This is a genomic window from Paracoccus benzoatiresistens, from assembly GCF_026913015.1.
Lineage (GTDB): Bacteria > Pseudomonadota > Alphaproteobacteria > Rhodobacterales > Rhodobacteraceae > Paracoccus > Paracoccus benzoatiresistens.
The window spans coordinates 325,937-338,904 of sequence record NZ_JAPTYD010000001.1 but is presented as its reverse complement, the minus strand read 5'-3'; the positions used below and the strand labels follow the sequence as shown (position 1 = coordinate 338,904).

Below are 12,968 nucleotides of genomic sequence, written 5' to 3'. Positions count from 1 at the left end.
GGGATGACGCCTCGGGCTCAAGACATCTTGCGGCGCGATCACGTCGAAATGCGACAGGCTGCCGCTTTCCGCGCCGGTCAAAGCGCCCTAAAGATGGGGCCAACCGGAGGGCTGGAATGTTCTGGATCATCTGCGCCGCCACCACGATCATCGTCGGGCTGGCGATCATGGCGCCCTTGCTGCGGCGCGGGCAGGCGGCGGCCGAGCCGGCGGCCGCCTTTGACCTGCGCGTTTACCGCGACCAGTTGCGAGAGGTCGAGCGCGACCTGGAGCGCGGCGTGATCGCCCCCGAGGATGCCGAGCGCCTGCGGACCGAGATCGGCCGCAAGGTGCTGGACGCCGACCGCCGCATGGCGCAGGCGGCAACGGGCGGCGCGGGCGGGCGGGGGCTTCTGGCGGTTGCGCTGCTTGCGATGCTGTTCGCGGGGGCGGCGGCGCTTTACCTGCGCGAAGGCCAGCCGGGACGGGACGACCTGCCGATCGCCCGGCGCATCGCCCTGGCGGAAGCGGCCTATGACAGCCGCCCCAGCCAGGCCGAGGCCGAGGCCGAGGCCCCCCGCCCCCAGGCGCCCGAGGTGCCCGCCGACTACGCCTCGCTGATCCAGCAGCTGCGCGAGGCGGTTGCGAAGAACCCTGACGATCCTCAGGGCCTAGCCCTGCTTGCCACGAACGAGATGCGGCTTGGCAACATGGCGGCGGCGCGCGAGGCGCAGCAGCGGCTGATCGATCTGCGCGGCGACGATGCCACCGCCGGCGAGCTGGTGCGCCTGTCGGCCCTGATGATCGAGGCCGCGGGCGGCGTCATCACCCCCGACGCCGAGGGGGTGCTGGCCCGCGCCCTGCGCAAGGATCCCGCCCATCCGCAGGCCCGCTATCTGCTGGGCATGTTGCAGCTGCAGAACGACCGCCCCGACCGTGCCTTTCCGGTCTGGCGCCGCTTGCTGGAGGAAGGTCCCGAGGATGCGCCCTGGATCGCCCCGATCCGCGCAGCCATCACTGATCTGGCCTGGCTGGCGGGGCAGCCGGACTATGTCCCGCCCGCCCCCTTGCCCGGCCCGGATGCCCAGGCCATGGCTGCGGCCGAGGACATGTCGCCCGAGGACCGCCAGCAGATGATCGCGGGCATGGTATCGCAACTGGAAGCCCGTCTTGCCCAGCAGGGCGGCACCCCGGAGGAATGGGCGCGGCTGATTTCCTCGCTGGTGGTGATCGGCAATGCAGACCACGCGCGCGAAATCTGGACCGAGGCGCAGACCCGCTTTGCCGCCCAACCCGAGGCGCTGGACATCGTCCGGCAAGCCGCCACTCAAGCGGGGTTGACCCAATGATTCACGCGGACATCACCGATTTCGCGGCCAGCCTGCCCCCGGTCGGCGCCATCGCCGGGCTGGATTTGGGCACCAAGACCATCGGCGTCGCGGTCAGCGACGGGCTGCGGCAGGTCGCCTCTCCGCTGACGGTGATCCGGCGGCAGAAGTTCACGCTGGATGCGGCCGAACTGCTGGCGATCGCGAAGGACCGCGGGCTGGTGGGCCTAATCCTGGGCCTGCCGCGCAACATGGACGGCAGCGAAGGCCCGCGTGCGCAATCGACCCGCGCCTTTGCCCGCAACATGGAACGGCTGACCGACCTGTCCATCGGCTTCTGGGACGAACGCTTGTCCACCGTTGCCGCCGAACGCGCGCTGCTCGAGGCCGATACCTCGCGCAAGCGCCGGGCCGAGGTCATCGACCAGGTGGCCGCCGGCTATATCCTGCAAGGTGCGCTGGACCGGCTGCGGTATCTGCGGGGATGATCGAAAGCCCCTGCATCAAGGTCTGCGTGATCGACCCCGCGTCCGGGCTTTGCACCGGCTGCCTGCGCAGCCTGGACGAAATCGCCGCCTGGTCCAGGCTGTCGCCGGACGCCCGGCGCCTGATCATGGCCGAACTGCCCGCCCGCAAGTCCCAGACGGACTGACCCCTGCCCGCTTGCCGCATGGCAGGGCATCTGCGATAGAGCGACCGACCCCGACCACGAGGCCCGTCATGACCTTTCGCGCCCGCCATCTTCTGGGCATCGACCACCTGTCCCCGCCCGAGATCGTCACCCTTCTGGATCTGGCCGAGGATTACGTGGCCCTGAACCGCCGCACGGTGAAGCACGCCGACGCGCTGGAGGGGATGACCCAGATCAACATGTTCTTCGAGAACTCGACCCGCACCCAGGCCAGCTTCGAACTGGCGGGCAAGCGGTTGGGGGCGGATGTGATGAACATGTCGGTGGCCCAGTCGTCCGTGAAGAAGGGCGAGACGCTGATCGACACGGCGCTGACCCTGAACGCGATGCAGCCCGACCTGCTGGTGGTCCGCCATCCCAACAGCGGCGCAGTCAACCTGCTGGCCGAAAAGGTGAACTGCGCCGTCATCAACGCGGGCGACGGGCGGCACGAACACCCGACCCAGGCGCTGCTGGACGCGCTGACCATCCGCCGCGCCAAGGGGCGCCTGCACCGCCTGACCATCGCGATCTGCGGCGACATCGCCAACAGCCGCGTGGCCCGGTCGAACCTGCTCTTGCTGGGCAAGATGGAAAACCGCCTGCGCCTGATCGGCCCCGCCACCCTGATGCCCGCGGGCGCCGGAGAGATGGGCGTGGAACTGTTCGAGGACATGCGCGAAGGGTTGAAGGGCGCCGATGTGGTGATGATGCTGCGGCTTCAGAAGGAACGCATGGACGGCGGCTTCATCCCGTCGGAACGCGAATACTTCCACCGCTTCGGGCTGGACGCCGAAAAGCTGGCCTGCGCCGCGCCGGACGCCATCGTCATGCATCCGGGCCCGATGAACCGGGGCGTTGAAATCGACGGCACCATCGCCGACGACATCAACCGATCCGTGATCCAGGACCAGGTGGAAATGGGCGTGGCCGTCCGCATGGCCGCGCTGGACCTGCTGGCCCGGAACCTGCGCGCCGAACGGGGCCGCGCGGCGGCGGCGGTGATGGTATGACCGCGACGCTGTTCACCAACGCCCGCCTGATCGACCCCGAGGCGCAGACGGATGCCCCGGGCAGCCTGCTGGTCCGCGACGGCGTGATCGAGGGCATCGATGCGGAGGCCCCCGAAGACGCCACCGTCATCGACTGCAACGGCCGCGCGCTTGCCCCCGGCATCATCGACTGGGGCGTCAAGATCGGCGAGCCGGGCGAGCGTCACAAGGAAAGCTTCCGCAGCGCGGGCCTTGCCGCCGCCGCAGGGGGCGTGACCACCATCGTGGCGCGCCCCGACACCCTGCCGCCCATCGACACGCCCGAATCGCTGGAATTCGTGACCCGCCGCGCAGGCGATGCCGCCGTGAACATCCGCCACATGGCCAGCCTCACCAAGGCCCGCGGGGGCCGCGAGATGGTCGAGATCGGCTTTTTGACCGATGCGGGCGCCGTGGCCTTCACCGATGGCGTGCGGCAGGTGGCGGACACGCGGCTGCTGTCGCGCTGCATGACCTATGCGCGCGGCTTGGGCGCGCTGATCGTGGGCCACCCGCAGGACGCGGGCCTGTCGCGCGGGGCTGCGGCGACCAGCGGCAAGTTCGCCTCGATCTATGGCATTCCGGCGGTCAGCCCGATGGCCGAGGTGATCGGCCTGGACCGCGACCTGTCGCTGGTGGCGATGACCGGCTGCCGCTGGCACGCCGACCAGATCACCACGGCGCAGTCCCTGCCCGCCCTGCGCCGCGCGCGGGATGCGGGGCTGGACGTGACGGCGGGGATTTCCATCCATCACCTGACGCTGAACGAATACGACGTGGGCGACTATCGCACCTTCTTCCGCTTCACCCCGCCCCTGCGGTCCGAGGACGACCGGCTGGCCATGGTCGAAGCCGTGGCCGACGGGGTTATCGACGTGATCGCCAGCTTCCACACCCCGCAGGACGAGGAATCGAAGCGCCTGCCCTTCGAGGCCGCCGCCCCCGGTGCGGTCGGGCTGCAGACGCTGCTGCCCGCGGCGATGCGGCTTTACCACGGAGGTGGCCTCAGCCTGCCGCAACTGTGGCGGGCGATGTCGCTGAACCCGGCGAAGCGGCTGGGCCTGCCGGGCGGGCGGCTGTCGGCAGGCGCCCCTGCCGATCTGGTGCTGTTCGATCCGGACGCCCCCTTCGTGCTGGACCGCTTCACGCTGTTGTCCAAGTCGAAGAACACCCCCTTCGACGGCGCGCGGATGGAGGGCCGGGTGATCGGCACCTGGGTCGCGGGCCGCCGCGTGTTCGGAGGCGTGGCATGACCCTGACGCTTTGGACCGTCTTCGGTTATCTTCTGGGCTCGATCCCCTTCGGGCTGGTCATCGCGCGGGCTCTGGGCCTGGGCGACCTGCGCAAGATCGGGTCGGGCAATATCGGCGCGACCAACGTGCTGCGCACCGGCAACAAGCCCGCCGCCCTGGCGACGCTGCTGCTGGATTCCGGCAAGGGTGCCATCGCCGTGCTGATCGCGCGCCATTTCGGCGGCGAGACTGCGGCGATGCTGGCGGGGGGCGCGGCCTTCCTGGGGCATTGCTTCCCCGTCTGGCTGGGTTTCAAGGGCGGCAAGGGGGTCGCGACTTTCCTGGGCACGCTGATCGCGCTGCACTGGCCGCTGGGCCTGATCGCCTGCGCCATCTGGCTTCTGTCCGCGCTTGTCAGCCGGATCAGCAGCCTGTCGGCGCTGCTGGCGGCGGCCCTGTCGCCGGTCTTTGCCTGGGCTCTGGGCCGGACCGACCTGATCGCCGTCAGCCTGTTCATGGCGGTGCTGATCTTTGTCCGCCACCGCCCGAACATCGCCCGCCTTCTGGACGGGACCGAGCCCCGGATCGGCAAGAAGGGTTAGCGTTCGGCCACCAGGGTCCGGCCTACAGGACGCGCGGGCCGGATGGGCGCCGGTTCCGGCTGCGGTTCGCTTGCCACTTCGCGCAGGGGCGTCTGGCTGAAGACGCGCACCGGCGAGGCCTTGGTTGGCACGGGCGCGGCAGACGCCTGGCCCGCGATCCGGCGCAGCGCCTCAGCCCCCTTCCGGGCCGAGATCGCGACCGAGACCAGCGCCAGGCAGGCCCCCGCCATCAGGATCAGCGTCACGATCCCAAGGATCCCCAGGAAGATCGGCAGCGGCGGCAGCCCTTCGGCCTGGCCGACCTGCACCACGATTGCCCCGATCAGGGCAACAACGCCGACGGCGAAGACCGCCCCGACGATCCGCTGCACCCATGTCATCACATCCGCCTTCATCCGTGCTGTCCCTTCCGGCCGTTTTCCCCTGCCCTGCCACCGGCGCAGCGTTGTTTCAAGACGGGGCAGCGGGGCAAGCGGTCATATTGTCGTGCGCTGTCCGGGGTCCGGCTTTCTGCGGATTTAATCACCCCGCAACAAAACCCTCGCAGAACCGACAATCTTTCCTGCCGGGATGCGCAGGCTGCGCGCGGTTCGGCAGCGCAGGCAGACGATGCAAGGATCAGGAACGCTTCATGAAGATGCAGCTTGCCGCCCTTGCGACGGCATGAGGCCGAGGTCGCGCAACTGGTTTCCGTCCGCCCGCAGGACGACATCCATGGCGTCAGCCGCAGCGACGATGCCGCTGCCGTCAGCCATGCCGGCATCTCCGAGGCCTTCATCAAGGCCGCCCATGGCTTCGGGCTCAAGATCCATGCCCATGCCTTCCGCCCGCCGAGCAAGACGGAAGCCTTTGCCATGATCCAGCCGATGCTGGACTGGGGCCTTGACGGCTTCTTGACCAGCCATGCCGACTTCGGCCGCATGGTCGTCGATGCGCCGCCGTCGCAAGGCCGCCTGATCCCGTCGGAATGGCGCCGGGAAATCCGGCGCCCTCTCAGTAGGAATATTCCTTGTAGATGGGCGTCAGGTCGCCCCCCCATTCGCCCTGGTATTTCTCCAGCAGCTCGTCGGCCAGGACCTTGCCGCTGTCCACGCTTTCCTTCAGCGCGTTCAGGAAATGCGTCTCGTCCGGAACCAGCCCGCCCGCGCCCGTCCTGGCACGGTTCTTCAGGCCCGCTTCGGCAATCTCCAGCACCTGCCGCGCCAGATCGCGCATCCGGGTGCCGTTCACCTCGGCCTGCAGGGCATGGATTCCGGCCTCGCGCCGCCATCCCTCGCGCGTCTCGTCGTCCCAGTCCTTGACCAGATCCCAGGCGGCATCCAGCGCCGTCTGGTCATAGATCAGCCCGACCCACAGAGCGGGCAGCGCGCAAAGCCTGCGCCAGGGGCCGCCATCGGCGCCGCGCATCTCGATGTATTTCTTGACGCGGGCCTCGGGGAAGACGGTGGTCATGTGGTCGGCCCAGTCCGACAGCGTCGGCACCTCGCCCGGCAGGGCCGGGAGGCGGCCGTCCAGGAAGTCGCGGAAGCTCTGGCCCAGGGCGTCGATGTACTTGCCGTCGCGATACACGAAATACATCGGCACGTTCAGGACATAGTCCACCCAAGCCTCGTAGCCGAAGCCGTCCTTGAACACGAAGGGCAGCATCCCGGTGCGCGCGGCATCCAGGTTCTGCCAGATATGCGCCCGCCAGCTTTTCCAGCCGTTGGGCTTGCCGTCCAGGAAAGGCGAATTGGCGAACAGCGCGTTGGCGACGGGTTGCAGGGACAGGGCCACGCGCATCTTCCGGACCATGTCGGCTTCGCTGCCGAAGTCCAGGTTCACCTGCACGGTGCAGGTCCGGTACATCATCTGCTTGCCCAGGGTCCCCACCCGGTCCATGTAGTCGGTCATCAGACGATAACGGCCTTTCGGCATCATCGGCATCTGGTCCTGCCCCCAGATCGGTGCGGCACCCAGGCCAATGAAGCCGGCGCCGATGCGGTCGGCGATCTCCTTCACCTCGGCCAGGTGCTGGTTCACCTCGTCGCAGGTCTGGTGGATGGTTTCCAGCGGCGCGCCCGACAGCTCCAGCTGCCCCCCGGGCTCAAGGCTGATATTGGCGCCGTTGCGCTCCAGGCCGATCAGCTTGTCCTGCTCCATGATGGGGGTCCAGCCGAAGCGTTCCTGCAGGCCCGTCAGCATGGCATGGATGGAACAGGCCCCGTCATAGGGCAGCGGCAGCAGGTTCGCCTTGTCATAGCCGAACTTCTCGTGCTCGGTCCCGATGCGCCAAGCCTCGCGGGGCTTTTCACCGCTGGCGATATAGGCCGCAAGCTGGTCACGGTTTTCGATCGGGCCTCCGCCCTGTTGTGGAATAGACATGAACAGAGGCCTTTCTGGGTTTTTTGCCGGGCCACAGGTGACAAGGGGATCGGGGCAAGTCAACCCGCCTCAACCCGGCCTCCGCCAAACGGTGCGCACGGTATCGGGCTGGTCGGCGACATGCGCCAGGGCGGCGGACACGATGCCCATGTCCAGGCCCGGCAGCGCGGTGAAGGCATGGGCCAGGGCCTCGGCACCGGCGGCATCGACGGGAACCAGCAAGGCCTCTCCGCTGGCGCTGCGCAACCGCCAGTGCCCCCTGCCCTTCAGCCGCAGCAGGCGGATCTCGACCAGGTCGCGCAGGGCGATCTCTCCGCCCAGCACGGCCGCGCCGTAATAGCGGATGGCGCCCTCATCGACCTCGACCATGCCGGGGGCGTTGATGCCGCGACGAAAGGGCAGCCTGCGGATCGCCCCGATCAACAGCGACAGGCCCACCAGCAGGACCAGCCCGCCAAGCGCGGCGAAGAACCAGCCGCCGCGAAAGGCCAGCCACAGCCCGGCCAGCAGGATCGCGGTTGCGACCAGGGATTCGGACCGGCGGGAAAGCCAGGCCCGCAGTTCAGGCCGGATCATCGGTGGCGGCAGAGGATGGATACTCGGAAGAAGCCTGCCATCGCGACAGGGCGTCCTCGTCGCTGGCCTTGGCATCGACCCAACGGGCGGCGCCGTCCTGGCCGAGTTCGCGCTTCCAGAAGGGGGCGCGGGATTTCAGCCAGTCCATCAGGTAATCGGCCGCCTGGAACGCCGCGTGGCGGTGGCGGGCGGCGGTGGCGACCATCATGATGGGCTCGCCCACGGCCAGGCGTCCGTGGCGGTGGACGATGCGCCAGTCGGACAGGCCGAAGCGGTCAGCGGCCCGGGTGCCATAGTCGGACAGCGCGCGCTCGGTCATGCCGGGGTAATGCTCGATCTCAAGCGCGGCCATGCGGCCGGTGTCGTCGCGCACCACGCCGGTGAAGGTCACGATGGCCCCCGCGCCCGCGCCGAAGCCCGCCAGTTCGGCGGCCAGGTCGAAAGGCGCGGTCTGGACGCGGGCCGACATGGGTATCAGCCCCCCGTCATCGGCGGAAAGAAGGCGACCTCGCGCGCGCCGGCCAGAGGGGCGTCCAGGTCGGCAAGCTGCTGGTCCACGGCGCAGCGGATGGCGGCAAGGTCCGCGAATGCCGCCGCGTGCCAGTCGTCGCGGGCGGCAAGGTCGGCGATCAGGTCGCGCACGGTCGCGGCGCTTGTCTCGATCCGCTCGCGCGGCTGGCCTATGCGTTCGCGCAGCCAGGCGAAATACAGCACATCAAGCGTCATGGCCCGGTTCCCGCAGATAAGGGCGCGCCTTGGCGAAATAATCCCAGCCGGTCCAGGCTGTCAGGATCGCCGCGATCCAGACCAGGAGCAGCCCGACCTGCGTGGCCAGGTCCGCCCAGGAGGACGAGAACCACGGCAGCCCCGGTTCGCCCACGCGCGGCGGGCGGCCATGTTCGACATAGGCAAGCCCCGTGCCCAGGAACAGGACCGAGATGGCGACCATCTGCGTGGTGGTCTTCCACTTGGCCAGCTTGGTGACCTTCAGAAGCCGGGCGTTCGACCCCAGGAATTCACGCAATCCCGACACGAAGACCTCGCGGAACAGGATCAGGGTGGCGGGCAGGATCAGCCAGGGGTTCATGCCGGAATAGCCGGTGATGACCACGATGGCGATCACCACCATGGCCTTGTCCGCGATCGGGTCCATGGCCGCGCCGAAGCGGCTTTCCTGCTGCCAGCTGCGCGCCAGATAACCGTCGATCCAGTCGGTCACGGCTGCGATCATGAACAGCGCGAGCGCCGCCCAATCGGCCCAGGGCCGGGTGAAATACAGGAACATCAGCGGCACGGCGGGGGCCGCGACCAGCCGGAGAAGGGTCAGGATATTGGGGACTGTCCAGCGCATGAGGGCAAGCTAGTCCGTGCCGCCCGACTTGGAAAGGGGCGGCGAACCGAAATGCGCCGCCCCCTCCGGTCAGCCAAGGGCGCCGGGATAAAGCTCGAAGGGGCGACCGGCGATGGTCAGGTGGACAGCCTTGATGCGCTGTTCGCCGAAATGGCGCGTGCGGCGGCCGATGACGCGCACGGGATCGCCCGGCAGGACGGCGCTTCCCTTCAGGCCGATTTCGGCATTGCGAGCATGGCTGGCCAGTTCGATCGTCCAGTTGCGGCCATCCTCGTCGCTGGCGCAGAGGACAGGGTCGCTTCCGTCGATATAGTTGTCGGTGACCACCGCCTCCAGTTGGGTCAGGTGGGGTTTGAACTCGCTCCAGGTGGTGTCGAGGGCGTTCGGCAGGTCGAAGGCGGGGGTCCGTACGTCAGCGATGCCGGTTTCAGGCAAACGGGGCATGAGGGCCTCCTCGGGTTGAGCAAGTCACAACCTTAGCGCGACACCGCAGCCAGAATGCGGTATCATTACACCGTCGTTTTCTGCTGCATTGCCGCAACAGTTATAAAGGAAAATCGAAGGGGAAAGCCAAGTACGCGATTTGAAACGCCTTCTTGCTTACCCCCATGTCAACTCGCCTCGAAGATGTTCTGTCGAAATCCCCAATTTTGGGAAAGCATTCTCAACAAAACTGGTCGATTTTTAGGCAGCGCTGCACTGCGGCGTCAGCCACGGGCGTTGAAATGGTCGTAAACCTTCTGCGCCATGGCCGCCGAGATGCCCTCGACCGCCTGCAGATCGGTCAGGCCGGCCCGGCTGACGGCCTTGGCGCTGCCGAAATGCGCCAGCAGCGCGCGCTTGCGGGCGGCGCCGATGCCTGCGATCTCGTCCAAGGGGTTCGCCATGACGGACTTGGCGCGCTTGGCGCGATGGGTGCCGATCGCCCAGCGATGCGCCTCGTCCCGCAAGCGCTGGATGAAGTAAAGCACCGGGTCGTTCATGCGCAGCGCAAAGGACGGACGGCCCGGACGGTGGAATTCCTCCTTGCCCTGGTCGCGGTCGATGCCCTTGGCGACGCCGACGATGGGGATATCCTCAACGCCCAGTTCCGCCAGGATCCCGTCCACCGCGGACACCTGCCCGGCGCCCCCGTCGATCAGCAGAAGGTCGGGCCAGGCCTCGGTCTGGCGGTCGGGATCTTCCTTCAGCAGGCGGGTGAAGCGGCGCGACAGCACCTCCTTCATCATGCCGAAGTCGTCGCCCGGCGTGATCTCGGTCCCCTTGATGTTGAACTTGCGGTATTGGCTCTTGATGAAGCCCTCGGGTCCCGCGACGACCATGCCGCCCACGGCGTTGGTGCCCATGATGTGGCTGTTGTCGTAAACCTCGATCCGGCGGGGCGGGGCCGGCAGGTCGAAGGCCTCGCCCACGCCTTCCAGCAGGCGCAACTGCGTGGCGCTTTCCGACATGCGACGGGCCAAGCTTTCGCGGGCGTTGCGCAGGGCGTTTTCCACAAGCTCGAACTTCTCGCCCCGTTGCGGCACGCCGATGACGACGCGGCGGGTGGCGCGTTCGGACAGGACCTGCCGGGTCAGGTCGGGCTCATCCGGCGCATGGGACAGCAGGATCATCCGGGGCGGCGGCTTGTCGTCGTAGAATTGCAGCAGAAAGGCCTGCATCACCTCGGCCGGGGATTCGACCCCACCCAGACGGGGATAGAAGTCGCGGTTGCCCCAGCTCTGGTTGCCGCGGATGAAGAAGACCTGCACGCAGGCTTGCCCGCCTTCCATGTGGAGCGCCACGATGTCGGCCTCGGCCACGCGCTTGGGGTTGATGGCCTGGACCGACTGCACGGCGGTCAGCGCCTTGATCCGGTCGCGCAGGGCTGCGGCGCGTTCGTATTCCATGTTCTCGGCTGCCTCGGCCATGTCGCGGGCAAGGCTGGCCTGGATGGCGGTCGTCTTGCCCTGCAGGAAGCGTTCGGCATCGGACACAAGCGCGCCGTAATCCTGTTCCGAGATGCGCCCCACGCAGGGCGCGCTGCAGCGCTTGATCTGGAACAGCAGGCAAGGGCGGGTGCGCGATTCGAAGGTGGCGTCCGTGCAGTTCCGCAGCAGGAACACCCGCTGCAACTGCGTCAGCGTGCGGTTCACCGCCCCCGCGCTGGCGAAGGGGCCATAGTAGTCACCCTTTTCGGACTTTGCCCCGCGATGCTTCTTGATCTGGGGATAGCCGTGGGACTTGGCCACCAGGATGTTCGGGAAGGACTTGTCGTCGCGCAGCAGCACGTTATAGCGCGGCTTCAGCTGCTTGATGAGGTTCTGTTCCAGCAGCAGCGCCTCGGTTTCCGTGCGCGTGGTCAGGAACATCATCGAGGCCGTTTCGCGGATCATCCGCGCGATCCGCGCCGAATGGCCCGAGGGCCGGGCATAGTTCGACACCCGCGCCTTCAGGTCGCGGGCCTTGCCGACATACAGAACCGCCCCCTGCGCATCCAGCATCCGATAGACGCCGGGGCTGCGGTCAAGCTGACGAAGATAGTCCTGGATCAGCGCATGGCCGGTCTTGGGTGCAGTTGCTTGGGTCATGTCAGACAAGAAAGTGATTCCCATGCCGGGCTGCAAGTTCCGAGGAAGGAATGCAAGGCGGAAGCTGTCCACCGGCGTTGTGGATAAGTCTGTGGGTGTCCTGTGAGCCTGAGGGGTCCTGTCCAGCAATCGTTACATGACCGTGACTTTGCCGCATTTTTGGGCAGAATATTAGACCCTTGAATTCATTAACAAACTTTCGGTGCCACCGGTCGTTGACGAAACTTGCGCAGTTTCAGGCCCTTGCTTGACGGATCTTACCTAAACAGGGGACAACTGCCGCAGGGTCAAACGCCGGTCAGTCGCGGCGGCGGGTCGGGCGATCCGACAGGCGAAGCCCCAGCATCCGCCCGAGGCCCCGCCGGAAGGCCGGGCCTCGCACCAGCGCAAGCGCCACCATCACCAACAGGAACAGGATGACGATGCGCACGCTCATCCCCCGGCACCGAAGCGGGCAAAGGCGGCGCGCTCCTCGGCGGCGTCCAGCACGGTGCCTGCAGAGAGGCCCAGCCTGCGGAACAGCGACTGGCGCGGGGCGTGAACGACGAAGCGGGTCTTGTCGCCGTAAAGCGCCTTCATCTTGGGCACCAGATGGGCGACGCCGTCGGCCAGCCCCAGATCGACCGATTGCCGCCCGGCCCAGAATTCGCCCGTGAACAGGTCGCGCCCGCCCGCCAGCCGCGCGCCACGACGGGCGGCGACGTGGTCCTTGAAGGCCTGGTGGATCGGCTCCAGCACGTTGTGCAAGCGCGCCACGTCCTCGGGGCGTTCGGGGCGGAACGGATCCAGCGTCGATTTCGACCGGCCCGCGGTATGGACGCGACGCTCGATCCCCCAGCGGGCGATCAGGTCCTGGAAGCCGAAGCCCGCCGAGATCACGCCGATCGACCCCAGGATCGAGCTTTCGTCGGCCCAGATCTGGTCGCCCGCGCAGGCCAGCCAATATCCGCCCGAGGCCGCGACATCCTCGACAAAGGCGTGGACCGGGGTTTTCGTCTCGTCGGCCAGCCGCCGGATCCGCGCGGCGATCAGGGACGACTGCACGGGCGATCCGCCCGGCGAGTTGATGGACAGGGCCACGGCCACGGGCTTGCCCTTGCGGAAGGCTCGCTCGATCACGGGGGCAAGCGCCGCATCGGTCAGCGCCCCGCCGCGCCCGGCCATGCCGATGGCGCCGTGCAGGCGGACCACCGACACGCGGGGGCCCTTTTTCGTCAAACGGTCAAGAAAGGGAATACTACGCATGGCGGCAGAGTTAATCACCC

17 protein-coding genes are annotated in these 12,968 nt (G+C 67.7%); 6 read left to right on the top strand and 11 right to left on the bottom strand.

Going from position 1 to position 12,968, the window contains the following annotated elements; genetic code table 11:
• Nucleotides 1-116: 116 nt before the first annotated feature.
• The 6 genes from ccmI (at nucleotide 117) to plsY (ending at nucleotide 4,842) form a co-directional block, all read left to right on the top strand.
• Nucleotides 117-1,328 carry a c-type cytochrome biogenesis protein CcmI gene (gene ccmI / locus OU682_RS01755; RefSeq protein ID WP_268940330.1) on the top strand — a complete coding sequence of 404 codons (1,212 nt, stop codon included), beginning with the start codon at nucleotides 117-119 and terminating at the stop codon, nucleotides 1,326-1,328.
• Nucleotides 1,325-1,795, top strand: coding sequence for a Holliday junction resolvase RuvX (ruvX, locus tag OU682_RS01750; protein ID WP_268940329.1), 471 nt, complete (start codon nucleotides 1,325-1,327; stop codon nucleotides 1,793-1,795). The genes ccmI and ruvX overlap by 4 nt, the downstream gene beginning before the upstream one ends.
• Entirely contained in the window at nucleotides 1,792-1,959 is a 168-nt protein-coding gene (locus tag OU682_RS01745) for a DUF1289 domain-containing protein (RefSeq protein ID WP_268940328.1), read from the top strand. Before ruvX ends, OU682_RS01745 begins: the two co-directional genes overlap by 4 nt.
• Nucleotides 1,960-2,027: 68 nt before the next feature.
• Nucleotides 2,028-2,990, top strand: coding sequence for an aspartate carbamoyltransferase catalytic subunit (locus OU682_RS01740; protein ID WP_268940327.1), 963 nt, complete (start codon nucleotides 2,028-2,030; stop codon nucleotides 2,988-2,990).
• A complete protein-coding gene (gene pyrC / locus OU682_RS01735) occupies nucleotides 2,987-4,261 on the top strand; it encodes a dihydroorotase (protein WP_268940326.1) in 1,275 nt (424 codons plus the stop codon). The genes OU682_RS01740 and pyrC overlap by 4 nt, the downstream gene beginning before the upstream one ends.
• On the top strand, nucleotides 4,258-4,842 hold the full coding sequence (gene plsY, locus OU682_RS01730) for a glycerol-3-phosphate 1-O-acyltransferase PlsY (protein ID WP_268940325.1): 585 nt from the start codon (nucleotides 4,258-4,260) through the stop codon (nucleotides 4,840-4,842). The genes pyrC and plsY overlap by 4 nt, the downstream gene beginning before the upstream one ends.
• Here the strand turns inward: plsY and OU682_RS01725 are convergent.
• From OU682_RS01725 to OU682_RS01675, 11 genes are all read right to left on the bottom strand, one after another.
• Nucleotides 4,839-5,237, bottom strand: coding sequence for a hypothetical protein (locus tag OU682_RS01725; RefSeq protein ID WP_268940324.1), 399 nt, complete (start codon nucleotides 5,235-5,237; stop codon nucleotides 4,839-4,841). The genes plsY and OU682_RS01725 overlap by 4 nt on opposite strands.
• A 234-nt stretch (nucleotides 5,238-5,471) precedes the next feature.
• The gene (locus tag OU682_RS01720) at nucleotides 5,472-5,789 is read right to left on the bottom strand and encodes a hypothetical protein (RefSeq protein ID WP_268940323.1); all 318 of its coding nucleotides are present in this window, start codon (nucleotides 5,787-5,789) and stop codon (nucleotides 5,472-5,474) included.
• A 46-nt stretch (nucleotides 5,790-5,835) separates the two neighbouring features.
• On the bottom strand, nucleotides 5,836-7,206 hold the full coding sequence (locus OU682_RS01715) for a glutamate--cysteine ligase (RefSeq protein ID WP_268940322.1): 1,371 nt from the start codon (nucleotides 7,204-7,206) through the stop codon (nucleotides 5,836-5,838).
• Nucleotides 7,207-7,275: 69 nt separating this feature from the next.
• Nucleotides 7,276-7,782, bottom strand: a complete 507-nt coding sequence (locus OU682_RS01710; RefSeq protein WP_268940321.1) for a hypothetical protein — start codon at nucleotides 7,780-7,782, stop codon at nucleotides 7,276-7,278.
• Nucleotides 7,769-8,251 carry a molybdenum cofactor biosynthesis protein MoaE gene (locus OU682_RS01705; RefSeq protein ID WP_268940320.1) on the bottom strand — a complete coding sequence of 161 codons (483 nt, stop codon included), beginning with the start codon at nucleotides 8,249-8,251 and terminating at the stop codon, nucleotides 7,769-7,771. The genes OU682_RS01710 and OU682_RS01705 overlap by 14 nt, the downstream gene beginning before the upstream one ends.
• A 5-nt stretch (nucleotides 8,252-8,256) precedes the next feature.
• Entirely contained in the window at nucleotides 8,257-8,508 is a 252-nt protein-coding gene (gene moaD, locus OU682_RS01700) for a molybdopterin converting factor subunit 1 (protein WP_268940319.1), read from the bottom strand.
• Nucleotides 8,498-9,133, bottom strand: a complete 636-nt coding sequence (gene pgsA, locus OU682_RS01695; RefSeq protein ID WP_268940318.1) for a CDP-diacylglycerol--glycerol-3-phosphate 3-phosphatidyltransferase — start codon at nucleotides 9,131-9,133, stop codon at nucleotides 8,498-8,500. Before pgsA ends, moaD begins: the two co-directional genes overlap by 11 nt.
• A 69-nt stretch (nucleotides 9,134-9,202) precedes the next feature.
• Entirely contained in the window at nucleotides 9,203-9,577 is a 375-nt protein-coding gene (locus tag OU682_RS01690) for a hypothetical protein (RefSeq protein WP_268940317.1), read from the bottom strand.
• Nucleotides 9,578-9,840: 263 nt separating this feature from the next.
• A complete protein-coding gene (gene uvrC, locus OU682_RS01685; protein WP_268940316.1) occupies nucleotides 9,841-11,703 on the bottom strand; it encodes an excinuclease ABC subunit UvrC in 1,863 nt (620 codons plus the stop codon).
• A gap of 298 nt (nucleotides 11,704-12,001) precedes the next feature.
• Entirely contained in the window at nucleotides 12,002-12,133 is a 132-nt protein-coding gene (locus OU682_RS01680; RefSeq protein WP_268940315.1) for a hypothetical protein, read from the bottom strand.
• A 2-nt stretch (nucleotides 12,134-12,135) separates the two neighbouring features.
• Nucleotides 12,136-12,948, bottom strand: coding sequence for a S49 family peptidase (locus OU682_RS01675; RefSeq protein WP_268940314.1), 813 nt, complete (start codon nucleotides 12,946-12,948; stop codon nucleotides 12,136-12,138).
• Nucleotides 12,949-12,968 lie beyond the last annotated feature (20 nt).

Excerpts from the sequence above, each read along its gene's own strand:
- ruvX (WP_268940329.1), top strand. The coding sequence starts at position 1,325 with ATGATTCACGCGGACATCACCGATTTCGCGGCCAGCCTGCCCCCGGTC.
- OU682_RS01690 (WP_268940317.1), bottom strand. The coding sequence starts at position 9,577 with ATGCCCCGTTTGCCTGAAACCGGCATCGCTGACGTACGGACCCCCGCC.
- OU682_RS01675 (WP_268940314.1), bottom strand. The coding sequence starts at position 12,948 with ATGCGTAGTATTCCCTTTCTTGACCGTTTGACGAAAAAGGGCCCCCGC.
- pyrC (WP_268940326.1), top strand. The coding sequence starts at position 2,987 with ATGACCGCGACGCTGTTCACCAACGCCCGCCTGATCGACCCCGAGGCG.
- OU682_RS01745 (WP_268940328.1), top strand. The coding sequence starts at position 1,792 with ATGATCGAAAGCCCCTGCATCAAGGTCTGCGTGATCGACCCCGCGTCC.
- ccmI (WP_268940330.1), top strand. The coding sequence starts at position 117 with ATGTTCTGGATCATCTGCGCCGCCACCACGATCATCGTCGGGCTGGCG.
- OU682_RS01725 (WP_268940324.1), bottom strand. The coding sequence starts at position 5,237 with ATGAAGGCGGATGTGATGACATGGGTGCAGCGGATCGTCGGGGCGGTC.
- OU682_RS01710 (WP_268940321.1), bottom strand. The coding sequence starts at position 7,782 with ATGATCCGGCCTGAACTGCGGGCCTGGCTTTCCCGCCGGTCCGAATCC.
- OU682_RS01740 (WP_268940327.1), top strand. The coding sequence starts at position 2,028 with ATGACCTTTCGCGCCCGCCATCTTCTGGGCATCGACCACCTGTCCCCG.
- OU682_RS01715 (WP_268940322.1), bottom strand. The coding sequence starts at position 7,206 with ATGTCTATTCCACAACAGGGCGGAGGCCCGATCGAAAACCGTGACCAG.
- pgsA (WP_268940318.1), bottom strand. The coding sequence starts at position 9,133 with ATGCGCTGGACAGTCCCCAATATCCTGACCCTTCTCCGGCTGGTCGCG.
- moaD (WP_268940319.1), bottom strand. The coding sequence starts at position 8,508 with ATGACGCTTGATGTGCTGTATTTCGCCTGGCTGCGCGAACGCATAGGC.
- uvrC (WP_268940316.1), bottom strand. The coding sequence starts at position 11,703 with ATGACCCAAGCAACTGCACCCAAGACCGGCCATGCGCTGATCCAGGAC.
- plsY (WP_268940325.1), top strand. The coding sequence starts at position 4,258 with ATGACCCTGACGCTTTGGACCGTCTTCGGTTATCTTCTGGGCTCGATC.
- OU682_RS01705 (WP_268940320.1), bottom strand. The coding sequence starts at position 8,251 with ATGTCGGCCCGCGTCCAGACCGCGCCTTTCGACCTGGCCGCCGAACTG.